The sequence below is a fragment of the Saccharibacillus sp. JS10 genome (assembly GCF_024436065.1).
In the GTDB taxonomy this organism is placed as follows: Bacteria; Bacillota; Bacilli; order Paenibacillales; family Paenibacillaceae; genus Saccharibacillus.
The window spans coordinates 648,704-671,417 of the sequence record NZ_JANFNS010000001.1 but is presented as its reverse complement, the minus strand read 5'-3'; the positions used below and the strand labels follow the sequence as shown (position 1 = coordinate 671,417).

The 22,714-nt window shown below is 46.8% G+C and carries 24 protein-coding genes, 1 pseudogene and 1 riboswitch; of the genes and pseudogenes, 21 read left to right on the top strand and 4 right to left on the bottom strand.

Annotated features, from left to right (window positions below; all coding sequences use genetic code 11):
* The first annotated feature begins 13 nt into the window (after positions 1 to 13).
* Positions 14 to 1,393 (top strand): dihydrolipoamide acetyltransferase family protein, encoded by a 1,380-nt coding sequence (locus NOM90_RS03095; protein WP_255939909.1) that lies wholly within the window; start codon positions 14 to 16, stop codon positions 1,391 to 1,393.
* Positions 1,394 to 1,626: 233 nt separating this feature from the next.
* On the opposite strand, the gene prli42 is transcribed toward NOM90_RS03095, so the two are convergent.
* Positions 1,627 to 1,722 (bottom strand): stressosome-associated protein Prli42, encoded by a 96-nt coding sequence (gene prli42, locus NOM90_RS03090; protein WP_255939908.1) that lies wholly within the window; start codon positions 1,720 to 1,722, stop codon positions 1,627 to 1,629.
* Positions 1,723 to 1,893: 171 nt separating this feature from the next.
* Between prli42 and NOM90_RS03085 the strand changes: the two genes are divergently transcribed.
* The 17 genes and pseudogenes from NOM90_RS03085 (at position 1,894) to glpK (ending at position 17,234) form a co-directional block, all read left to right on the top strand.
* Positions 1,894 to 3,021, top strand: a complete 1,128-nt coding sequence (locus NOM90_RS03085; RefSeq protein ID WP_255939907.1) for a M20/M25/M40 family metallo-hydrolase — start codon at positions 1,894 to 1,896, stop codon at positions 3,019 to 3,021.
* Between the two features lie 45 nt (positions 3,022 to 3,066).
* Positions 3,067 to 3,630, top strand: coding sequence for an NUDIX domain-containing protein (locus tag NOM90_RS03080; RefSeq protein WP_255939906.1), 564 nt, complete (start codon positions 3,067 to 3,069; stop codon positions 3,628 to 3,630).
* Positions 3,631 to 3,742: 112 nt separating this feature from the next.
* Complete coding sequence (gene fur, locus NOM90_RS03075) at positions 3,743 to 4,198, top strand: ferric iron uptake transcriptional regulator (protein WP_255939904.1); 456 nt, start codon at positions 3,743 to 3,745, stop codon at positions 4,196 to 4,198.
* Positions 4,199 to 4,400: 202 nt separating this feature from the next.
* Positions 4,401 to 5,285 carry a site-specific tyrosine recombinase XerD gene (gene xerD, locus NOM90_RS03070; protein WP_255939903.1) on the top strand — a complete coding sequence of 295 codons (885 nt, stop codon included), beginning with the start codon at positions 4,401 to 4,403 and terminating at the stop codon, positions 5,283 to 5,285.
* Positions 5,286 to 5,380: 95 nt separating this feature from the next.
* On the top strand, positions 5,381 to 6,715 hold the full coding sequence (gene lysA / locus NOM90_RS03065; protein WP_255939901.1) for a diaminopimelate decarboxylase: 1,335 nt from the start codon (positions 5,381 to 5,383) through the stop codon (positions 6,713 to 6,715).
* A gap of 184 nt (positions 6,716 to 6,899) precedes the next feature.
* Complete coding sequence (locus tag NOM90_RS03060) at positions 6,900 to 7,334, top strand: peptidylprolyl isomerase (RefSeq protein ID WP_255940534.1); 435 nt, start codon at positions 6,900 to 6,902, stop codon at positions 7,332 to 7,334.
* 637 nt (positions 7,335 to 7,971) lie between these two features.
* Complete coding sequence (locus NOM90_RS03055; protein WP_255939900.1) at positions 7,972 to 8,298, top strand: DUF3139 domain-containing protein; 327 nt, start codon at positions 7,972 to 7,974, stop codon at positions 8,296 to 8,298.
* A gap of 117 nt (positions 8,299 to 8,415) precedes the next feature.
* Positions 8,416 to 8,676, top strand: a complete 261-nt coding sequence (locus tag NOM90_RS03050) for a hypothetical protein (RefSeq protein WP_255939898.1) — start codon at positions 8,416 to 8,418, stop codon at positions 8,674 to 8,676.
* 65 nt (positions 8,677 to 8,741) lie between these two features.
* A riboswitch (FMN riboswitch) is annotated at positions 8,742 to 8,914 on the top strand.
* Positions 8,915 to 9,163: 249 nt separating this feature from the next.
* A complete protein-coding gene (ribE, locus tag NOM90_RS03045; protein WP_255939897.1) occupies positions 9,164 to 9,829 on the top strand; it encodes a riboflavin synthase in 666 nt (221 codons plus the stop codon).
* 48 nt (positions 9,830 to 9,877) lie between these two features.
* Positions 9,878 to 10,495: pseudogene (gene ribB, locus NOM90_RS03040) on the top strand (3,4-dihydroxy-2-butanone-4-phosphate synthase); the annotation flags it as partial.
* A gap of 95 nt (positions 10,496 to 10,590) precedes the next feature.
* Positions 10,591 to 11,061, top strand: a complete 471-nt coding sequence (ribH, locus tag NOM90_RS03035; RefSeq protein ID WP_255939895.1) for a 6,7-dimethyl-8-ribityllumazine synthase — start codon at positions 10,591 to 10,593, stop codon at positions 11,059 to 11,061.
* Positions 11,062 to 11,092: 31 nt separating this feature from the next.
* Positions 11,093 to 11,884: a segregation and condensation protein A gene (locus NOM90_RS03030; protein ID WP_255939893.1), complete on the top strand. Its 792-nt coding sequence runs from the start codon at positions 11,093 to 11,095 to the stop codon at positions 11,882 to 11,884.
* Complete coding sequence (scpB, locus tag NOM90_RS03025; RefSeq protein WP_255939891.1) at positions 11,853 to 12,503, top strand: SMC-Scp complex subunit ScpB; 651 nt, start codon at positions 11,853 to 11,855, stop codon at positions 12,501 to 12,503. Before NOM90_RS03030 ends, scpB begins: the two co-directional genes overlap by 32 nt.
* Positions 12,504 to 12,696: 193 nt before the next feature.
* The gene (locus NOM90_RS03020) at positions 12,697 to 13,428 is read left to right on the top strand and encodes a pseudouridine synthase (protein WP_255940533.1); all 732 of its coding nucleotides are present in this window, start codon (positions 12,697 to 12,699) and stop codon (positions 13,426 to 13,428) included.
* A 27-nt stretch (positions 13,429 to 13,455) separates the two neighbouring features.
* Positions 13,456 to 14,172 carry a response regulator transcription factor gene (locus tag NOM90_RS03015; RefSeq protein WP_255939889.1) on the top strand — a complete coding sequence of 239 codons (717 nt, stop codon included), beginning with the start codon at positions 13,456 to 13,458 and terminating at the stop codon, positions 14,170 to 14,172.
* A gap of 1 nt (position 14,173) precedes the next feature.
* Positions 14,174 to 15,649 (top strand): HAMP domain-containing sensor histidine kinase, encoded by a 1,476-nt coding sequence (locus tag NOM90_RS03010; protein ID WP_255939887.1) that lies wholly within the window; start codon positions 14,174 to 14,176, stop codon positions 15,647 to 15,649.
* Positions 15,650 to 15,731: 82 nt separating this feature from the next.
* The gene (gene glpK, locus NOM90_RS03005) at positions 15,732 to 17,234 is read left to right on the top strand and encodes a glycerol kinase GlpK (protein WP_255939886.1); all 1,503 of its coding nucleotides are present in this window, start codon (positions 15,732 to 15,734) and stop codon (positions 17,232 to 17,234) included.
* A gap of 91 nt (positions 17,235 to 17,325) precedes the next feature.
* On the opposite strand, the gene serA is transcribed toward glpK, so the two are convergent.
* Together serA and NOM90_RS02995 are read right to left on the bottom strand one after the other, a co-directional pair.
* Positions 17,326 to 18,912 (bottom strand): phosphoglycerate dehydrogenase, encoded by a 1,587-nt coding sequence (serA, locus tag NOM90_RS03000; RefSeq protein ID WP_255939885.1) that lies wholly within the window; start codon positions 18,910 to 18,912, stop codon positions 17,326 to 17,328.
* A 262-nt stretch (positions 18,913 to 19,174) separates the two neighbouring features.
* Positions 19,175 to 19,363, bottom strand: a complete 189-nt coding sequence (locus NOM90_RS02995) for a hypothetical protein (protein ID WP_255939884.1) — start codon at positions 19,361 to 19,363, stop codon at positions 19,175 to 19,177.
* A 322-nt stretch (positions 19,364 to 19,685) separates the two neighbouring features.
* On the opposite strand from NOM90_RS02995, the gene NOM90_RS02990 reads away from it, so the two are divergent.
* From NOM90_RS02990 to NOM90_RS02980, 3 genes are read left to right on the top strand one after another with little or no spacing between them, the layout of a single operon-like run.
* Positions 19,686 to 20,276 (top strand): type II CAAX endopeptidase family protein, encoded by a 591-nt coding sequence (locus NOM90_RS02990; RefSeq protein WP_255939883.1) that lies wholly within the window; start codon positions 19,686 to 19,688, stop codon positions 20,274 to 20,276.
* A complete protein-coding gene (locus NOM90_RS02985; RefSeq protein ID WP_255939881.1) occupies positions 20,273 to 20,713 on the top strand; it encodes a hypothetical protein in 441 nt (146 codons plus the stop codon). The genes NOM90_RS02990 and NOM90_RS02985 overlap by 4 nt, the downstream gene beginning before the upstream one ends.
* Positions 20,704 to 21,561 (top strand): metallophosphoesterase, encoded by an 858-nt coding sequence (locus tag NOM90_RS02980; protein WP_255939880.1) that lies wholly within the window; start codon positions 20,704 to 20,706, stop codon positions 21,559 to 21,561. Before NOM90_RS02985 ends, NOM90_RS02980 begins: the two co-directional genes overlap by 10 nt.
* Before the next feature lie 87 nt (positions 21,562 to 21,648).
* Here NOM90_RS02980 and NOM90_RS02975 read toward each other — a convergent pair whose 3' ends face one another.
* Positions 21,649 to 22,617 carry a polysaccharide deacetylase family protein gene (locus tag NOM90_RS02975; RefSeq protein ID WP_255939879.1) on the bottom strand — a complete coding sequence of 323 codons (969 nt, stop codon included), beginning with the start codon at positions 22,615 to 22,617 and terminating at the stop codon, positions 21,649 to 21,651.
* Positions 22,618 to 22,714: the final 97 nt, after the last annotated feature.

Here is a 22,714-nt window from a genome sequence, read left to right as displayed (position 1 = left end):
AGGAGTGAATGTAATGAGTACATCAAATTCTACGCAAAAAGATATCACGATGCCGCAACTCGCCGAATCGCTCGTCTCTGCGACAATCGCCAAATGGCTCAAACGTCCGGGAGATACGATCGATCTTTACGAGCCGATCTGCGAAGTCATTACCGATAAAGTCAATGCTGAGATTCCGTCTACCGAAGAAGGCGTGATGGGCGAACTACTCGCCGCAGAAGGCCAAGAGATCGCAGTAGGCGAAGTGATCTGCCGCATTGTAACCCATAGCGAAGAAGGCGCAGGTTCTTCCGCGCCAGCAACGTCCGAAGTTTCGGCGTCGACTTCGCCGCAATCCACTCCAGCTGCGCGTCCAGCAGCTTCGGTCGGAAGCTCGGCAGGAATGGCTCGCTACTCGCCAGCCGTACAAGCTCTCGCTGCGCAACATAACCTAGATCCTTCTACCCTCACAGGTACTGGGATGGGCGGACGCGTTACGCGCAAAGACGTGCTTCAATACGTCGCACAAGGCGGAGCGGCGCAAGCTTCCGCAGCATCTGCTCCTTCGGCAGAGCCGGTCGTCGTTTCTTCGGGAACGCCGCAGCCGCCTAGATTTGCGGCACCGGCGCCGCAAAACGAAGTCCGTCATTCCGGGCTACACTTAAGCGAAAATCCTCCGCTTCCGAAGATCGAGATCGAAGACGGTGGACGCGGCAGCAACGAAACGTATATCGACATCACGCCGATTCGAAATACGATCGCGACGCGTATGCGTCAAAGTGTCTCCGAGATTCCGCACGGCTGGATGATGATCGAAGTCGATATGACCAATCTGGTCAAACTTCGCAATACACATAAAGAAGAGTTCAAACGCAAAGAAGGCGTCAACTTGACCTACCCTGCTTTTGTGATCAAAGCGGTAGTGAACGCGATCAAAGACTACCCAATCATGAACTCCGTATGGGCAGTGGACAAAATCATCGTCAAACGCGATATCAATATTTCGCTTGCGGTAGGTACCGAAGATTCGGTATTAACGCCGGTCATCAAAAAAGCGGATCAAAAAAATATCGCGGGTCTGGCGATGGAGATCGAAGATCTCGCTCGTCGTACACGCGAACGCACATTGAAGCTCGACGATATGCAAGGCGGTACATTCACCGTGAACAATACCGGGTCGTTCGGTTCGATCTTGTCTCAGCCGATCATCAATTACCCGCAAGCGGCTCAATTAACATTCGAATCGATCGTCAAACGCCCAGTCGTGATCAACGATATGGTTGGCGTTCGCTCGATGGCAAACTTCTGTTTGTCCCTCGATCACCGTATCCTTGACGGCTTGATCTGCGGTCGCTTCCTGCAACGCGTCAAAGAAAACCTAGAAGGCTACTCCGCCGATACAAAATTATATTAAGCCAATGCAACAAAAAAGCGCCCGAACATAAATCGTTCGGGCGCTTTTGATGTTTGTAAAAGTTTGAAGTAACTAGAAGCGAAAAGGCGGAAAGAGGGATTCAGTAAGGAATGAAATGTTCGCCTTTGAAATTGAGAAAACTCATAATAAAAGTTAAATCTATTTTCTTAATTTCAACACGCGACCGCAACGAATCCCTCTTGTAGCCTTTTCGCTTCCACACACGAATCCACTTAAAAGAACACTTGCACAAGCCCGAGGAACACCGAGCCTACCATCGCGATAATCATGAGCCAAATAAACATTTTAAACCATCTTTTATTTTGCATGAAACCGTCAAACCTCTTTTCGTCAATATAATAACGTGCATTTTTGGAATTTCACAGAATTACGAGTAAGATAGACCATAGCATCGGTTTTGCCGTCCGTCATCCAGAGCAGGCGCGCGATAACCGTCATGGTATCTATTTTAACGCATCAAGAAAGCGGAGGGAAGTTTTATGATCGATACGCAGCGATTGTTACATGAATTTTTGGAATTGGTACAGATCGATAGCGAAACAAAAAACGAACGGTTAATCGCCGACGTTCTCATTAACAAATTTAAATTGCATGGTCTTGAAGTGGTCGAAGATGATTCGGCTTCACGTTCCGGGCACGGAGCAGGTAATTTGATCGCGTTGCTTCCAGCTACCGAAGGCGTAGACGCACCGAAACTATTTTTCACTTGCCATATGGATACGGTGCTTCCGGGAGTCGGCGTGAAGCCGGTTGTCCATGAAGACGGCTGGATTACAAGTTCCGGCGATACGATTCTAGGCGCAGATGACAAAGCAGGCGTTGCGACATTGTTCGAATTGATCCGCGTGCTTCGCGAACAACAGATTCCGCACGGACAGATTCAGTTTATCATTACAGCTGGCGAAGAATCGGGTCTGATGGGCGCACGCGCTATGGACGCTTCACTGCTGGATGCCGATCTCGGCTTTGCGGTCGATTCGAACGGTCAAATCGGCGAAATCGCCGTATCTGCACCTGCTCAAGTCAAAATCATGATGGAAGTACACGGAAAATCGGCGCATGCCGGCGTGAATCCGGAAGACGGAATCAGTGCGATCCAAGTTGCGGGCAAAGCGATTTCCCGTATGAAATTAGGACGGATCGACAACGATACGACCGCGAATATTGGGAGCTTTTCCGGTAGCGGTGCAACCAACGTCGTGATCGACTACGCACAGCTTATTGCTGAAGCCCGTAGTACGGTTCAAGCAAAAGTCGATGCGCAAGTGTCTTCGATGAAAGAAGCGCTAGAGTCGGCATGTGCGGAGTTTGGAGCCGAAGCTGTTTTTGAAAGCCAAGTGATCTACCCATCTTTCAATCACACCGAAGATTCCGAAGTCGTTCAGTTGGCTCAACAAGCAGCGGGCGTACTCGGCTTAAGCGGTCGAACGTTCCAATCCGGCGGAGGCAGCGATGCCAATGTATTTAATGGTTTTGGCGTGCCGACTGTCAACTTGTCTGTAGGCTATGAGAATATCCACACGACCAACGAAAAAATTAAAGTAGACGATCTAAGTCGCTTGGCTGAATTTGTGGTTGAAATTGTACGTCAATCCGTACGCAATTAAGTTCGGTTTTTGATCTTTTTTAATTCAGAGAGGTGGGTTATGGATATGGAAGCAGGTAAAGAAAAGTTGTGGGAAAAAACAGTCGGAACCACTCCGATTTTTGACGGCAAAGTGATTAAAGTTCAAGTCGATACCGTAGAATTGTCTGACGGGACAACAGCAAGCCGCGAGATCGTCAAACATCCGGGTGCGGTTGCCGTATTGGCGATCAAAGACGACAAACTTCTGGTCGTCGAGCAATTTCGTCAGCCACTCGGGCGTACCGAAATCGAGATTCCGGCAGGGAAGCTTGAACCGGGCGAAGATCCTCGTGAAGCGGCGGCTCGTGAGTTAGAAGAAGAAACGGGCTACAAAGCACCAGAGCTGATTCATTTGTCTTCTTTTTATACATCGCCTGGGTTTGCGGACGAAATTATTCATTTTTATGTAGCGGAAGAACTAACGGTAGGCACGCTGCAGCCGGATGAAGATGAATTTTTGGAATTGACAGAAATTACGTTGGATGAAGCTTTTGAACATATGCGTTCCGGTAAAATCAGCGATGCCAAAACGATCATGGCTTTGTATGCTTGGCAAATTCGTCAACTAACTGGCAAATGGCCGCTATAATCGGTCGCTAAATGTTTGACTTTAAACCCCTGTAACTTTTATAATAGGGAACGTGAGTTTGACTGGAGAACGGCCGGCAAGAACGGGCATGCTCCGAGGGGGAGGAGAAGCTATGGAAACGCGGATCGATAAAATCAAACAACAACTGCAATCCAAGGGATACAAATTGACGCCCCAGCGAGAAGCTACCGTTCGCGTGTTGCTGGAAAACGAAGAAGACCATCTGAGCGCGGAAGATGTGTTCATGCTGGTTAAACAAAAAGCACCAGAAATCGGGCTGGCTACCGTGTATCGGACATTGGAATTACTCAGTGAAATGCACGTTGTCGAAAAGCTGAACTTTGGGGACGGGGTATCGCGCTATGATCTAAGAGGCGAATCCAATAAGCACCATCATCATCACTTGATCTGTGTGCAATGCGGCAGTATGGATGAGATTCGCGAAGACTGGTTATTACCGCTGGAAGAACGACTGGAAAGCGAATATCGGTTTACCGTGTTGGATCACCGACTTGATTTTCAAGGCATATGCTATCGTTGCCGTGATAAAGAAGACGATAAAAGTTAAGTTACTTATACGTATACCCATAGCTCCGATAGATCCTCATCGATCTGTCGGGGCTTTTTGTAGTGAATTTTTCAAATCGAATTTTTTAGAAGCAGGAGATTTCTTTTTGACGTGGAATCTTTATCTTCAACAAGGATTTGACGGTTCGCCTGAAACGGCAGCAAGCGGTGTTCCTTAAGCAAAGTGTAGAGGAGGTCCTGTATTGAATACGCATTTGGATGCGTTTATTACGTATATGTCTGAAGAAAAAGGACGTTCTGCAAGTACATTGGAATCGTATCGGCGAGATTTGGCCCAGTTCATAGAGTTTGCGGAAAGCCGGGGTATTACAGAAGTACAAGACGTGCGTAAATCGCATATCGCGGCTTATTTGAATGAAATGAAACGTTCGGGAAAAGCATCTTCTACCGTGATTCGTGCTTCCGTATCGATCCGTTCCTTTTTTCACCATCTGATTCGTTCATCCATTGTCTCGCAAGATCCTTCAATGGATTTGGATACACCCAAAGCAGAGAAAAAATTACCTGTTGTGTTGACGGTTGCCGAGGTGGAGCGATTGCTTGAAGCGCCTGATCTTTCGACAGCACAAGGCGTTCGGGATAAAGCGATGCTGGAAGTACTCTATGCGACCGGGATTCGCGTATCGGAGCTGATTGCATTGAACCTCGGCGATATTGATTTGGAGCTCAAATATTTGCGCTGCGGCGCAGCAGGCAAAGAGCGTATTGTGCCAATCGGACGAATGACTGCCGAAGCGGTTGCAAGCTATTTGCACTCGATGCGAGATCAGCTGCTGAAGCAAGAAGACGAACATGCACTATTTTTAAATCAATTGGGTACAAGGCTAACGCGTCAAGGATTCTGGAAGATTATCAAAAAGTACGCGGCAACGACGCAAATCCAGACCGATATAACGCCGCATACGCTTCGTCATTCGTTTGCCGCGCATCTGCTTGAAAATGGAGCGGATTTGCGTTCGGTGCAAGAAATGCTGGGACATTCGGATATTTCAACGACGCAAATTTATACGCATGTGATGAAGCGGAACATGAAAGAAGTGTATGAATTACATCATCCGCGTGCTTAAAAAATACAAAACAACTGCGGTTTAATCCATTCAGTGCAAACTTCAAGGTCTGTTATACTGGGAACAAATCCCGGAACACATCGGAGGAATTTATTATGTATATGCACGGAACAAGTAAAATCAATGCCGCAGGGCATTTGGAAATCGGAGGATGCGACGTCGTTGAGCTGAAACAGACGTATGGCACTCCGCTTTATATCATGGATGAAGAATTGATTCGCCGCCGTGCACGAGAGTACCGTCAAGCTTTTGAAGCGTCGGGTCTGACTTTCCAAGTCGCGTATGCGAGCAAAGCGTTCAGTACGCTTGCCATGTGCCGAATTGCAGACGAAGAAGGCATGTCGCTGGACATCGTATCCGACGGCGAGCTTCATACCGCATTGCAAGCCGGTTTCCCTGCGCAGCGGATTCATTTCCACGGCAATAACAAAACGCCTGACGAGATCGAAATGGCGCTAGATGCTCAAATCGGCTGTTTCGTTGCAGATAACTTTACCGAACTTCAAATGTTGCAAGCGATCGCGGCAGAGCGCGGCGTGCAAGTGAATGTTCTTTTGCGTGTAACGCCTGGCGTCGAAGCTCATACGCACGAATATATTTCGACCGGACAGACCGATTCGAAATTCGGTTTCGATATTCAAAACGGTACGGCGATCGAAGCGGTCAAAACAGCGGCGTCTCTAGCGAATTTGAACTTGCTCGGTCTGCACTCGCATATCGGTTCGCAAATTTTCGAAACAGACGGTTTTGAAATGGCGGTAGAGCGCGTGGCTGGTTTTGCCCGTCAAATTCAAGAGCAACTGGGCGTAGAATGCAAAGTCGTGAACTTAGGCGGCGGCTTCGGTATCCGTTATACAGAAGGCGATACGCCGCTGGAAGTGTCGGAATACGTTAAATCGATCACAGATGCCGTGAAAAAGCATTTTGCGGGGATCGGTTCGCAGCTTCCGCAAATTTGGGTCGAACCGGGTCGCAGCATCGTAGGCGATGCAGGAACGACGCTGTATACGGTAGGCACAAGCAAAGATATTCCGGGCGTACGTAAATACGTGGCGGTAGACGGCGGGATGACCGATAACCCACGTCCAGCTTTGTATGAATCCCAGTATGAAGCGATGCTCGCAAACCGTGCGGGTGACGCGAACGAAGAAACGGTATCGATTGCCGGAAAATGCTGCGAAAGCGGCGATATGTTGATCTGGGACTTGGAATTACCGACTCCGAACCCTGGAGATCTGCTGGCTGTTGCTTGCACAGGCGCTTACAACTACGCGATGGCAAGCAACTACAACCGGATTCGTCGTCCAGCTGTTGTCTTTGTTAAAGACGGTCAAAGCGATATCGTGGTACGCCGCGAAAGTCTGGAAAACATCACAGGTAACGATGTTATTCCGGCACGTTTGGCAAAACAGGCGGTAGAAGCGAAGTAATCTTTTTATCTCAACATAAGGAAAGAGTAGCGAAAGCTGCTCTTTTTTTGCTGATTGGATTGACGTTCATCCTTTGCTTTGTTTCTCTTTTTCAGGTAAACTGATAAAGGTTGCCGAAATAGAGTTTGAACAGAGTTTTTCGGCAGAAGAGAAAAGATTTACGAATTTAAAGGAGATGAAGATGATGAAAAAAGGATATATCGAGCTTGAAAACGGCGGCAACGTTGAGATCGAATTTTTGCCAGAAGAAGCACCGAACACTGTAGCAAACTTTGAAAAATTGGCAAACTCCGGTTTCTACAACGGATTGTCTTTCCACCGTGTAATCCCGGGTTTCGTCGCTCAAGGCGGAGACCCTAACGGTAACGGTACAGGCGGTCCAGGTTGGCAAATCGACTGCGAAACTTCGACAAATGTAACCAAACACGCTAAAGGCGTATTGTCGATGGCACACGCAGGCAAAAACACAGGCGGAAGCCAGTTCTTCATCTGCTACGGCCCACAACCGCACTTGGACGGTGTTCACACAGTCTTCGGTAAAGTTATCAGCGGTATGGAATTCATCGATGGCGTGCAACAAGGCGACAAGATGAAAGAAGTTAAAGTCGTAACGGAATAATCGAAAAACAACACAAAAAGCCTGTACATCACATACAGGCTTTTTGTGTTGCTTTCATGTAAAATAAGATTATTATGTATGATAGGAATCTTTTAGCAGCTTCAATAAACCCGATGACGGGAAAGTAAAGGCGGAATCAAAATGACCCCAGAAGATCTTAAGCGTATAGGATACACAACCCTACATATCGAACACATCGTCAGCTTAGCTCAAACCAGTCATCTGCCATTTGAAGAATCTATATCGGAGATTCATAAACTTAATATACGCAGAGGGATGGACTTTGTAAGCAAGTATACGGACGTTTATGCTCTTTGCAGAGATGATAAGATGCTTAGCGAGATCGGTACGACGTTGCTGGAGCACGAAACTTAATATCTGTTTTATTTGTATAGTTAATCGTTTTTTCGAAACCTACAAAAGCGGCTAAAAATCCAATGAACGATACGACTTTGCTGAATGAACTTGGAGTTTTTGTAAATAATATAACTTCAAATTACAGTAAAATTAAATGAGAGTTGCTTTTAGCAACTCTCATTTAATTTGTAATAGATGGTTTACTTTATATTCTTTATTCATTTCAAAAGTACAACTTATAATGAGTTATAAATGAATTGAAGGTAAGGAGGAAGACGATATGCGAAAAAAGAAATTTTGGCTTACAACTCTTGTCATTCTTATTGCAATCGCTGGCTCAGTTTTTTTGTTTTTCCAGTATCGATTTAATTCTCTTGAAAAACAACTGAAAGAATATCTGATTGTAGAAGAAGGATATAAAGAGAGCGATATCCTAAATGTTAAAGCTAAATTAAGCGTACTGCCTAAATATCCTGTCTATGTTACTTTTGCTGATGATCCTAGTACCCAGTTTATTTTTACTAATCGTGATATCGGATTGTACAAGTGGTATCAGCTTGATCCAAAGCTACCTAGAAAATTGAAAAAAACAGAAGAGGCAGAATAAATTTTCACACTGCGCTTTATGTCTTTTTCAAAGTTAACCGTTTTCGGTCTACATCGTGTATAGTAAATTCAACTACATTTTACTTGCCTATCAAGTCTGAAAAAGGGGTTTTGCTCGATGATGCACCGTATTTTTCAAATCGGTTATGGACTATTTTTTGCGATTGCGCTGCTGATGTTACTTGTATTGCCGTGGCCGAATGGCACTGCAATGTATCCGTTTATGATCTTGGTCATTTGTGCTTGGGGATTTTGGTACTCGGGCAAAAAAGGTAGACGAGGTGCCGGACCTGCTACGCCCAATGTGCCAAATCGCACGCCTGTCAAACGAAACTCAGCACCGCCTTCCAAAAATGCGCAGCGAAAAAAGAAGCGATAATTGATTTTTTGCTTTCGCCGTGCTACCATCGTAACCAATACCGTTCTTCGGTAACTCAATATGTCATACTCTTTCGGGGCGGGGCGAAATTCCCCACCGGCGGTGACGATCGTGCTCTTATTCAGAGTGTTGATCGAAGTCCGTGACCCGAACGTCTTCTGTAAGTAATCAGAAACGTTCGGCTGACTCGGTGTAATTCCGAGACCGACAGTTAAAGTCTGGATGGGAGAAAGAGAAAACGAACTGTTTTATTTGCTATGCGTATTTTGTCAAAATGCCGATAAACATTCGGTTTTTTGCGTATACGCTATAGAAAAACGTAGCTACGTTTAATTTGTGCTGCGAATTTTCGGCAAATCTGCCTTTTTTCGTTTTTCAATCTCAAGCCCCGCTTTGGACGTTCGTCCGAATGCGGGGCTTTTCTATACCCAAAATAGAGTGCCGACTACGGTAGGTTTGATAAAAATCAAGAAAAGGAGGGATGCAGATGTTTACCGGATTGATCGAAGAAATCGGAACTTTAAGGCGTACCGATCGACGCGGCGAAGCGATGGTACTGACACTTGGAGCCAAAAAAGTGCTAGAACATGTATCGATTGGAGATAGTATCGCGGTCAACGGAGTATGTCTGACGGTAACGAGTTATGGACAAGATTTTTTTACCGCAGATGTCATGCCTCAGACTTATCGAAGCAGTAATCTTAGCGGTCTCACTAGCGGAAGCTTTGTCAATTTGGAACGAGCGTTAGTCGCCAATGGACGGTTTGGTGGGCATATCGTGCAAGGGCATGTAGACGGTACAGCTTATATTCAGTCGATTCAGCGGGATCAGAACGCAGTATGGTTCACGCTCAGTGCAGACGATCCGCATATGATGCGCTATATCATCGGCAAAGGATCGATCGCCATAGACGGAATCAGCCTAACCGTGACAGAAGCGGACGGCGATCATTTCAGTGTATCGATTATCCCGCTTACGCTCAATGACACCGCTCTCCAGCACAAAAAAGTCGGCAGCTCAGTCAATATCGAGTGCGATATTTTGGGCAAATACGTCGAGCATCTGCTGAATTTCGGTAAGTCGGATTCTAAGCGTAATCAGGCTTCTTCTACGATCAACGAACACTTTTTATCACGTAACGGATTTATGTAAAGCAAGTCACTCAGAAGCAAGATGCAGCAAAAGATAGGAGGAACCAAGATGGATACACGTATCGTATTCGATACGATCGATGAGGCGTTAAGCGAACTCAAAGCCGGTAAAATGGTACTCGTCGTTGACGACGAAGATCGGGAAAACGAAGGCGATTTGATCGCACTCGCCGACCGTATTACTCCTGAAAGTATCAATTTCATGATTACGCAAGGTCGTGGGCTAGTGTGCGTTCCGATTAGCCAAGAGCAAGCGACGCGCCTTGAATTGGAGCCGATGACGACACGTAATACCGATTTTCATGGCACAGCTTTTACGATTTCCGTGGATCATATTGCGACGACAACCGGGATATCGGCACACGAACGTGCATTGACCGCTCAATCGCTGGCGAAACCAGAGACTGTAGCCGACGACTTGCGTCGCCCCGGACATTTGTTTCCGTTGATCGCGAATCCCGGTGGAGTGCTTAGCCGTGCTGGGCATACCGAAGCCGCAGTCGATTTGGCAATACTGAGCGGCGCGCAGCCAGCCGGTGTGATTTGCGAAGTGATTAATGAAGATGGAACGATGGCGCGTCTGCCGGATCTTGTCGAACTTGCGTCCAAATGGCAGATGAAGCTCATTAGCATTCAGGATCTGATTCAGTATCGACGTGAACGCCAGTCATAAAAGGTTAAAATCGAATCAAGAAATTTGTAAAACGAAGACTACAAACCAGTCAATCTGGTATACAATAGACAAAGGATGGTTGATGACAAATGGCAAATGTATTTGAAGGACACTTGGTATCAAAAGGATATAAGTTTGGAATCGTAGTTGGACGGTTTAACGAATTTATCACATCGAAGTTACTTAGTGGAGCATTGGACGCATTGAAACGCCACGGCGCCGAAGATCATGAGATCGACGTCGCGTGGGTTCCGGGTGCATTTGAAATCCCGTTAATCGCACAAAAAATGGCGGCAAGCGGAAAATATGATGCGGTGATTACACTTGGAACGGTAATTCGCGGTTCAACAACGCATTACGATTATGTTTGCAACGAAGTCGCAAAAGGCGTATCCGCGATCAATCTGAAAACGGGCGTTCCGACGATCTTCGGCGTTGTCACCACCGAAAATATTGAACAAGCGATTGAGCGTGCAGGAACCAAAGCCGGTAACAAAGGCTGGGATTCGGCGCTTGCTGCGCTGGAAATGGCTAGCCTAAGCCACCAATTCAAAGGCTAATCGTTTTCAATACAGGCGGAGGGGAACAAGCTTGACTGTACTTTACAAACTGGAAACGTTCGAAGGGCCGCTTGACTTGTTATTGCATCTGATCGACAAAGCAGAAATTGATATTCAGCAAATTTCGATCAGCGAAATTACGGAGCAATATATGACGTATTTGCAAAGTATGCAAGAACTTGAGCTGGAAGTGACGAGCGAATTTTTAGTAATGGCAGCGACATTGCTTTCGATCAAAAGCAAATTGTTGCTTCCAAAACCTCCGATCATGGAAATGGATGAGTATGATTTTTACGAAGAAGAAGAACTTGATCCTAGGGAAGATCTGATCCGAAGGCTGACGGAGTATCGGAAATATAAAAGTATCGCGGGTCTACTGCACGAAAAAGAACATGAGCGCGGTCGTATTTATATCCGTGAACCCGAAGATCTGGCACCTTTTTTACCAGAGGAATCAAGTAATCCGCTGGAAGGGCTGCATATGGACGATCTGGTGTCGGCATTCCAGCGTGCGCTGGCAAGAGTCGATCACAAGCCGGTCGTCAGTACCATTCGCCGCGATGAGATCTCGGTCAGAGATCGTATCGGGCAATTGGAAGCCGCACTGCGAAATGCAGGACCCGGCGGACGTATTTTATTTTCTAGCGTGTTGAACGAGCGGATGTATAGACAAGAGATCGTCGTTACATTCCTTGCCGTACTTGAACTGATGAAGATGAAGCAGGTAAGCTGCTATCAGGATCAACTGTTCGACGACATCGTAATGGAGTGGAGAGGGGAAACGGCGTCAAATGGATTTGCAGACGTTGAAATCGATTATTGAAGGTCTTCTGTTTTTAGTAGGAGACGAAGGGCTAACCGTCAGGCAGATTGCCGAAATTACGGAAAGCAAACCGAGCGAAGCGCAAAAAGCGGTCGAAAGTCTTCAGCGCGATATGCGCAAGTCTCTTCGAGGCGTGCGAGTGACTAAGCTTGCAGGAGCGTATCATTTGACAACGTTGCCGGAGCATTCGACGTATTACGAACGTTTGGCGTATTCGCCGTCGCGTGCCACGTTGTCGCAAGCAGCGCTTGAGACGCTCGCGATTGTCGCGTATCGTCAACCGATTACCCGAATCGAGATCGAAGAAATTCGAGGCGTAAAGTCCGAACGGGCGATTCATACGCTGACGAACAAAAGTTTAATCGTCGAGACGGGACGTGCAGATGCGATCGGAAGACCGATTTTGTACGGTACGACAAAGGCTTTTCTGGATCACTTCGGTCTAGGCGGATTAGAAGAACTTCCGGATGCTTCGGCTTTTGAAGCGATGATTGGTTCGGAGGAAGAAGAAACGTTGTTATTTGGATCGAATGACTTGGCAGGAAAAGCAGCTCCTCAAGTGCAGCAACCTAGCGAAGAAGAGTGGACCGAAATTTCAGATTCTGAGCTTCCCGAGTGATTTTTTATAAAAGTAGCGTCAAGAATACAAAGGAACTCAGATAAGAGTGAAGGCTCTTCTCCCTATTTAGGAGGAGAGCCTACATTCATTTATATGGAAAGAACACGTTGTACATGTACGAAAACCGGCAAGGCTTACGCTTGTGATTTTAGGTAGGTGTCGGTATGATGAAAGATGAGGTGACTGGATGACTATGGAACGATTACAGAAAATTTTAGCCCAGGCAGGGGTAGCTTCGAGACGGAAATGTGAGGAACTTATTCTTGCCGGCAAAGTCGAGGTTAACGGCGAACTGGTAACAACGCTCGGCACAAAAGTCGATCCGGATACGGACGAGATTACAGTGAGCGGACGCGCAATCAAAGCGCAACAAAAGCTATATCTGATGCTGAACAAACCAAAAGGCGTAATTACAAGTGCGACAGATCCCGAAGGTCGCAAAGTTGTAACCGACTATATCAAAGGCGTCAAAGAACGCGTCTATCCGGTAGGTCGTCTGGATTATGATTCGGAAGGGCTGCTGCTTTTGACGAATGACGGCGAATTGGCACAATTGTTGACTCACCCGAGTCACCATGTACCGAAAACGTATCTGGCAACCGTCGAAGGTGTACCGCACGGCGATTCGTTAGAAAAATTACGCAAAGGAATCAAGCTTGAAGACGGCATGACGGCTCCAGCTGATCTTGAATATTACGACGTGGATCAGGTGAAAAAGCAAGCGACGATTCGGATTACGATCTACGAGGGTAAAAACCGTCAAGTTCGCCGTATGTTCGATGCGATCTCGCACCCGGTGAAGCGTCTAAAACGGATTTCAATGGGGAATCTGTATTTGCAAAACCTTAAACGAGGCATGCACCGTCCTTTGACGAAAAGTGAAATCAATGAGCTAAGACAACTTCTGGACAAAAAGAACGATTAAGAACTTGCTGGAAAGGATTGTTGCAGCGTGGCAGATCAAATAGAGCGAATTCTCGTAGTAGACGACGAAGAACGTATTCGGCGCTTGCTTCGTATGTACCTAGAAAAAGAAGGCTATGAGATTGACGAAGCCGAAGATGGAGAAAGTGCGCTGCAAAAAGCGACAGAAGGCGATTATACGCTCGTCATTTTGGATGTCATGTTACCGGGAATCGACGGCGTCGAAGTCTGCGCACGTCTTCGTCAAGTGAAATCGACACCGGTACTGATGTTGACCGCCAAAGGCGAAGAAGTTAACCGCGTTCAAGGCTTCGAAGTCGGAGCCGATGATTACGTAGTGAAGCCATTCAGCCCTCGCGAAGTCATTTATCGGGTCAAAGCGATCTTGCGTCGTTCTTCAGCAACCGCTTATTTGACGAAAGAAAGCGGTACAAGCAACAATATTGTATTCCCACATCTGACTATTGAACACGATGCGCATCGCGTACTTGCTGGAGGTCATGAAGTTGGGTTAACGCCGAAAGAATACGAGTTGCTTCATTATCTAGCCGTATCGCCGGATAAAGTGTTCTCGCGTGAAGAACTGCTTAAAGACGTCTGGAACTATGAGTTTTTCGGTGATCTGCGTACCGTCGATACGCATGTCAAACGTCTGCGTGAAAAGTTGAATAAAGTTTCGCCTGATTCCGCATCGATGATTACAACGGTGTGGGGTGTAGGATACAAACTTGAGGTTCCGAAATAAGATGGTGGGATGGAGAGAACGAGTCGGCACATTGTGGCGGACGCTGGTCGGCAAACTATGGTTGACGATCATTGCGCTTGTCGCTTGCGTATTGCTGACTCTTGGCTTTTTCCTGCTTCCTTACGTCGATCTGACTTTCGCCAATTCGGATGCAGTCAAGCGGATGTTGATCTATGTGGGAATCGCCGGATTTTTGATGACGACGGTCTTTGCTCTTTTTTTACTCAAAAAAATCACGCAACCGATGCGCCAACTGATTGATGCGGCAGATTCGATTCGTCGAGGCGATTATACCGCGCGAGTCGATGTTGAAGCTTATGATGAAATTGGCGAACTAGCGAGTACCTTTAACCTAATGGCAGCGAGGCTCGAAGAAAATATTCGGGATTTGAGTATTGAAAAAGAACAATTGGCAGGCGTCCTTCGAAGTATGAGCGATGCGATGATTACGTTTGATCGCGAAGGTACCGTTCAATTGACGAATCCGGCGGGAGAAAAGCTGCTTGAAGATTGGGCAGAAATCCGTTGGGACGAAAATGCGCAAGAACTTTCAGCAACGGAAAGGCGTATTCCCGAACCATTGTCCCCATTATTGGATGAAGTTCGTACTACGTTAGAAGATCACAGTGCGAACGTGCTCGTTAGACGAAGCGTATGGGCGGTTAATATGGCGCCTTTATTTCTCGATAACGAGGTTCGCGGAGCGGTCGCGGTTCTTCGAGATGTGACAGAAGCCGTGAATATGGAAAAAATGCGTAAAGATTTCGTGGCTAACGTTTCGCATGAGATTCGGACGCCGCTTTCGATGATGCAAGGGTATAGCGAAGCGCTGCTCGACGGATTTGCAAATTCACCGGAAGAGCAAAGTGAACTGCTGCATGTGATTCATGACGAATCGCTACGCATGGGACGCTTGGTGAAAGATCTGCTGGACTTGGCGCGAATGGAAGCCGGGCATGCAGATATCGCTCGCGAACGCGTCGATATTGGCGAATTGGTTGAACGCGTATATCGCAAATTTGCGGTACGCGCCAAAGAAGATCAATTGGAATTTAGTATGGAACGTGCGGAAGAACCGTTGGTGCTGGATCAAGCGGATGAAGATCGTCTAGAGCAAGTCGTGACGAATTTGCTCGACAATGCTTTTCGTCATACTCCGTCAGGTCGCAAAGTGAAAATTTCGGTCAAACCTACGGTGTCCAATGGCGAAGCGCTGACGATTTACGTCTCGGATGAAGGTCATGGGATTCCTGCGGAAGACGTGCCTTATATTTTTGAACGTTTTTACAAAGCCGATAAAGCCAGAACCAGAGCGACTTCCAGTGGAACAGGGCTAGGTCTTGCCATCGTCAAAAATATCGTCGATGCGCATGGCGGTAAAATCCATGTCGATAGTGTCGTCGGAGAAGGAACGAAGTTCCGAGTGATACTTCCTAAAAACGGACGTGGAATTTCGAATACCGTTGCAACAAATTAGAATGGAAAAAGCTCGATCATCAACATGCTGGAGCCTACTCCGGCATGTTTTCTTTTATAGATAAAGGAAAGGAATGAGCAGGATGGATGGCACGTATATCTTGGCTTTAGATCAGGGAACGACAAGTTCTCGGGCAATTCTTTTTGATCAAGAAGCTCAACCGATTGCAGTAGGTCAACGAAACTTTGCGCAATATTTTCCGAATCCGGGCGAGGTTGAACACGATCCCAAAGAGATTTGGAACAGTCAACTTGAAGCCGCTCGCGAAGCGATTTCGTTCTCGGGCATTTCACCTACGCAGATTGCTGCAATAGGCATTACCAATCAGCGTGAAACGACATTGATGTGGGATCGGGCAACCGGGGAACCGATTGGCCCCGCCATTGTATGGCAAGATCGGCGTACAGCTCCGCTGTGCGAAGTTTTGAAGAAAAAAGGGCTTGAAACCTATATTCGCGAAACTACGGGTCTTGTTGTAGATGCGTATTTTTCAGCGACTAAAATAGCATGGATGCTCGACCATATTCCCGGTGCAAGAGAGCGAGCAGAAGCGGGAGAATTGCTAGCAGGAACCGTGGATACTTGGTTGATCTGGAAGTTAACCGGCGGCAACTCTTATGTGACAGACGTCACGAACGCTTCTCGCACGATGTTATTTGATATCGGTCAACTACAATGGGATGAGAAACTTCTTAACGAGTTGAATATTCCAAAATGTATCCTTCCTGAAGTATTGATGTCCGGTGCTGATTTCGGAAAGACTAGCCCAGAATGGTTTGACGGGGCGGAGATTCCGATTGCTTCCGTGCTTGGCGATCAACAAGCCGCGTTGTTCGGTCATGCTTGCGTAGAAGCGGGTCATGCCAAAAACACATACGGAACAGGCTGCTTCATTTTGCTGAATACGGGTCAAGAACGTGTGATTTCAACACATGGCTTGCTATCAACAATTGCTTGGGGATGGCAAGGGCAAGTTCATTACGCATTAGAAGGCAGTGTGTTTGTCGCGGGAGCTGCCGTAGAATGGCTCAAAGACGGGCTGCAGTTAATTCAAGACCCTCGCGAATCAGAAACACTGGCAGCATCAGTGGAAGATTCGGGCGGCGTTGTCATTGTACCGGCTTTTACAGGTTTAGGAGCACCGTATTGGGATATGTACGCGCGCGGCGCGATCTTTGGATTAACGCGAGGAACTCAGCCGGGTCATATTGTTCGAGCGACTTTGGAATCGTTGGCTTTGCAAACACGTGATGTCATGGATGCGATGGAAAAAGATTCGGGGATTCCTTTTCGTGAGTTACGAGTCGACGGCGGAGCTGTACATAATAAGATCTTGATGCAATTTCAAGCCGATATTTTGGGTTTGGAAGTCGTACGTACTGAACAAGCGGAGACCACCGCGCTCGGCGCTGCGATGTTGGCAGGCTTGCAAAGCAGGATATGGAAAATGGAACAGTTCCGTTCCTTTAATCCACCAGCTGCGCATTTTGAACCGACTATGGAAGCAGAGCAGCGCGAACGAACTTATCTTCGCTGGCAAAATGCGGTTCAGCGGACCCAAGGTTGGGAAACGCCGGACATCTGACATGTATGATACGTAAAATAGGAAGTCAATAGCGAGCAGCTAATGAATATATAAAAAGGTACGCGGCAATTTGCCACGTACCTTTTTTGAATTACAACGTAATTTCTTGCGCCGAATTGATCGCTGGAAGTCCAACGAGTTCGGTCAATACTTGTTTTGGAACTTCTTTGTCGACACTCAGCAGCATCACGGCTTCGCCGCCTACTACTTTACGACCTACTTGCATCGTCGCGATATTGACTTCGTTACGACCAAGCAGCGTACCCATGCTACCAATAATACCCGGTTGGTCATTATGCGAAATAAGCAGAAGATGGCTATCCGGAGCAGAGTCGATCGGGAACTCGTTAACTTGAACGATCCGTTCGCCATATCCGTATAACAGAGTACCCGACACCGAACGTTGTTTGTCGTCTTGTTCGACCAATGTGACCGTAATCAGGTTCGTAAAGCCTTTGGTTGCCGACGAGCTGCTGATTTGAATATTCAAATCGCGAATTTTCGCCAAATGCAGCGAGTTGACGATATTGACTTCACCGCCCAGATGGCGAGCCAAAATCCCTTTGATGATATAACGATTTAGCGGTTGCGTATCGACTTCCGATAATTCACCCGCATAATCGATTTTAATCGATTTTACAGCCGCGCTGGTTAATTGAGAAGCGAAGCTGCCGAGTTTTTCGCCGATCGAGAAGTACGGTTGAAGCTTGTTCATGACGCTGCTGGCAACAGGAGGCATGTTTACAGCGTTTTTGAAAGGCTCATCGCGCAGGATGTGCAGTACTTGTTCGGATACGTCGATCGCGACATTTTCTTGAGCTTCGACTGTCGAAGCACCCAAGTGAGGCGTTACGATCACTTTAGGATGATTCAGGAACGGGTGATCTGGAGCCGGCGGTTCGTGTTCGAATACGTCGAAAGCAGCACCTTCTACAATCCCTTGGTTGATTGCTTCAACGAGTGCAATTTCATCAATAACCCCGCCGCGTGCACAGTTGATGATTCGCATTCCTTTTTTCATCACTGCAAATTGGTCCGAAGAGATCATATGTTTCGTTTCCGGTGTTAATGGGGTATGAACGGTAATGAAGTCGGCATTTTTGACGATGTCATCGACACTGGAAAGTTTGACTCCCATTTTCTCGGCACGATCTTCGGTCAAGAACGGATCATAACCTAAAATGTCCATCCCGAATGCTTTGGCACGCTTCGCTACTTCGCTGCCGATACGGCCCATACCGAGCACGCCCAGTTTTTTGTTACGTAGCTCGACGCCGAGGAATTTACGATCCCATTGCCCGCTTACGGTTTTGGCATAAGCTTGAGGAATATGACGCGCTAACGCCATCATCATTGCAAAAGCATGTTCGCACGTCGTGATCGTATTGCCATCCGGTGCATTGATCACGATAATCCCGCGTCCTGTAGCTGCCGGAAGATCGATATTATCGACGCCAACTCCCGCACGTCCTACGACTTTGAGGTTTTTGCCGGCGTTCATCACATTTTCGGTTACTTTAGTCTGACTACGTACAAGCAGTGCATCGTAATCGCCGATAATTTCGACCAATTCTGCTTCCGAAAGCCCTGTTTTTTTATCAACCTGTACATCTGTAGCTTCCACCAATTGCTGAATTCCTAAATCACTGATCGGATCGGATACCAATACTTTAAACATCGTCATTTTTCCTCCTTTATTTCGGTACGCTGTAAAAGGGTCACTCAACCTAATATGTTCAAGGAAATCTACCGCGCCTGCGGAACTTCCGGCAAACCTGGGTTCAATTACTCAAAAGCGATATTGCAATAATGGAAAGACGCGTTGCTGTAGCAGAGAGTGAAAGAGAGAAAAAAGGCAGCTCATGTATTCTTCCACATAAAAAGACTCCCATCCTCATACCGATAGTACGGTAAAGGGACGAGAGTCTCGCGGTGCCACCCTAATTCGTCGATTCTTTGCAGACATCGACCTTAGCGGGTTGGAACTTCCAACCCTTCACGGTAACGGCGTGACACCGGCTGCGCCTACGCCGCGATAAAGATGCGGAATCGGACAGACGCTCGGGAGTGCTCAGAAACGGATTGCCATATCGGTTCACACCAACCACCGATTCTCTGATGATGGACAAGCCCGTTTATTCTCCTTCAAAGCGTTTCGCTCAGGTTAATTTTTTCATACTTTAACACAAGGTTACACAGAGTGTCAACAGATAACGTAAATTCGGTTTTCAACAAAAAAGTAAAAAGATAATACTTTTATTAAATGAATTCAGAAGCTAATTCCGAATTATTTGCTCTGAATGTTTCTGATCTGTACGTATTTTGAAAGTCGCTCAAGAGGTTGAATACATAGAGGGTAACTTGATTAGAACTTTTAATTTCGTTATCATTTGAGTAGAAACTCGCTTTCTAAATTGCAGAACCTATGCAGTCCGTCTAAGGAATGAATTTATGGAAAATAACAACAAGCGCAATCGCAAAAAAGGACAAGTCCAACTGACAGATCGATTATTGTTAATCAACTTATATTTGACTCAAGGTTTGACGTTATTAGTAGGGACGGTGTGGATTTTTCTGCAAGGAAGAACGCCGTTCGAATTATTGGAGCTTCCGCCAAATTGGCACTTTTTATATTGGGGAATCGGGTTGGCAATCGTGATGTTCGGTATCGACTTTTTGATGACGATTTGGGGACGCGAAGAAGATATGGATGACGGCGGAATTAATGCGATGTTATTTGCAAAACGTCCGTTATGGCATATCTTTTTGATCGCCGCGATCGTCTCGATCTGTGAAGAGTTGTTGTTTCGCGGAGCGATTCAGTATCATCTAGGGCCGTACTGGACCAGTATCGTTTTTGCTTTGATTCATATTCGATATTTGAAGCATTGGCTGCCTACAGCGTGGGTATTCGCAAGCAGTTACGGACTCGGATGGATTTATATTCAATCAGATACGTTATGGGCACCGATTGTTTGTCATTTTTTGATAGATTTTATCTCAGGCATCATGATTAAACGAAAGGAAATGAGCGAACAATGAGCGAACATTTGAGCCGCATGGATCGGCACCCAAGTACAAGAAAGAAGCGTCGTAAACGTCCTTCGTTCAAGCAAGAATGGCAAGAAAATCAGCGTAAACTTTCCGATACTACGGTATTGAGGTTATCGATTCCGGAGAATCGAAGCGTGTTAGCCGAACCGGCACTAACGCAATCGGCTTCTGTGTTACAAAGACCTGAAACGACCCCGAGAACAGAACGTTCGGTATTCGAAGAAAAGAAAGTATGGACTCAAGAACCTGTGCAAGAGCAAGAGGTAGAAGAAGAACTTCCTCCGCGCAGCGTGGTATATCCTTCAGGACGGATTCGGTTGGCAAAATGGTTCTATGATACGTTAATTTTGCTCTTTATTATGCTGCTAGGGACTTTGCTCTGGTGGGGAACCCAAACGACAGGAGTGAAGTTACCGTGGCAATAAAAATCGGTTGGAAGCAAGCTCTTGCGGCGGCAGCAGGCGCGGCAGCAGGTCTAGGCGTGCATATGGTTAAAGAAGCGATGGCTTTTCGAGTGGTGCACGAAGACGTGCATATCCCGAGATTGCCAGAAGCTTTTGACGGCTATCGGGTATATTTCATCGCGGATATTCATCGTCGTTCGCTGCCAGAAGCAGAAATCGCTGCGCTTCAAGGTAAAGCAGATATGGTATGGATTGCGGGAGACTTGACAGATCGCGGCGTTCCGCCAGAACGGACACTTGCGAATATGCGGATGCTCCGTACAATAGGCCCTGCTTACGCCGTATATGGCAATCACGATTACGAAGCTTATATGCCGCATATGGAAAAATTGGATCGTTTATTGGAGGAAGCTGGCGTAAAGCCGCTCGGGAGCAAAAATGTTCCGATCCACCGAGGAGGCAGTACAATCTGGCTTGCCGGTATCGATGATTTGGGCCCAGCTGGAATGTGGAGAGGAGATCCGCGTATTCGGCGAGAAGATTGTGTACTGGTGTTGATGCACGATCCCAAATGGGTGGTTGCGCTTCGTCGGATCTCGGCTAATTATGCGTTTGCCGGTCATACGCACGGTGGACAGATCAGTTTGCCTGTTGTAGGCCCCGCAGCTTCCAAACCTTTTTATAAAAGATACCTGGACGGTACACACTTTATTGATGCAGAGGATGGCGGAATGACAGGGCTGCGGATTACACGAGGAATCGGCACCAGTCATTTCCCGCTTCGACTCGGTTCACCCGCGGAAACGCATTTGTTAACGCTCCGCAGTTCGCCGCCGCCTGAAACTGGAAATGTTCAAACGGTAGAGTAAAGCGGTCGTTATAAATCCTGCTTCAGGGATATATAAAAGCCCTCCTTTTTTGAAAAAGGAGGGCTTTTTGCGATATGATAACAGGTATTAAGGTTGTTTGGTTGTATCGATCGCGCGAGGGTCTACAAATCCGTACCCTTTTGCTTCAAGCTTGGTAAGCAGATCGTCGAGTGCTTCGACAGTCCACGGCAATTCGTGCATCAAAATATTGCTACCCGCATGAAGTTGATCAAATACATTGTCGACAACCGCTTTCGGATCGTTTTGGTTCACCCAATCGAGCGAGCCTACCGACCATGTCATATAAAGCAGACCGTTTTCTTTCGCAACTTGATGGGCATAGTCATTACCTGCCGCATTAGGCGGGCGGAAAAATTGTGGCGCTTCGCCGATCGTATCTTCAACGATCGTTTGCACGCTTTCGATTTGCTTTTTGATTTCAGCGTCTGTTTGTTTATTCAAATAAATATGATCGTAACTATGGTTCCCGATAATGCCGCCGCGCTCTTGAATCAGTTTCAAAAGTTCGGGATGCTGCTTGACGCGGTATCCATTCACAAAAAAGATGGCTTTAGCATTGTGTTTGTCCAGCGTGTCGAAAAGCCCGTCGATCATTTCCGCTTCTTTGGGGCCATCGTCAAAAGTTAATAACACCACTTTTTTCGGTGCATCGCTATCTTCGTTTGGAACAATATCATAATTCGCATTCATATGATATTCGATCGGAACTTCAGCAGCTTCGGCGGTATCGCCAGAGTCGTCAGCTTCTTGATCTGTTGGCGTAGTCTCGTCTACCGTCTCGGAAGAAGTGGCAGGAGTCGAGTCCGGCGCAGCCGCTGTTTCTGGGTTTTGAGCCGCTGGCTCATTCGTTTCTTCTGTCGATGACGCCTCGCTTGGTGAAGCGGCTTGCGGATCTGTAGATGTCTCTCCAGACGTCGCAGGTTGTGATTCTTGGGTTTGCTCAGAATTTGCCGCTTTTGGTTCGTCGGCAGTGCTCCCGCAAGCGCCAAGTACAATGCCGGCTGCTAGCCAGAACATGGCCGTTTTTTTCCACATTAATTATCCAACTCGCTTTCTGTCATCCATTTATGCTTTGCCTAGAATTTAGCCAAAACTTATGTAACTCTTTCAAAGTTTAGCACAATTGCAAAGA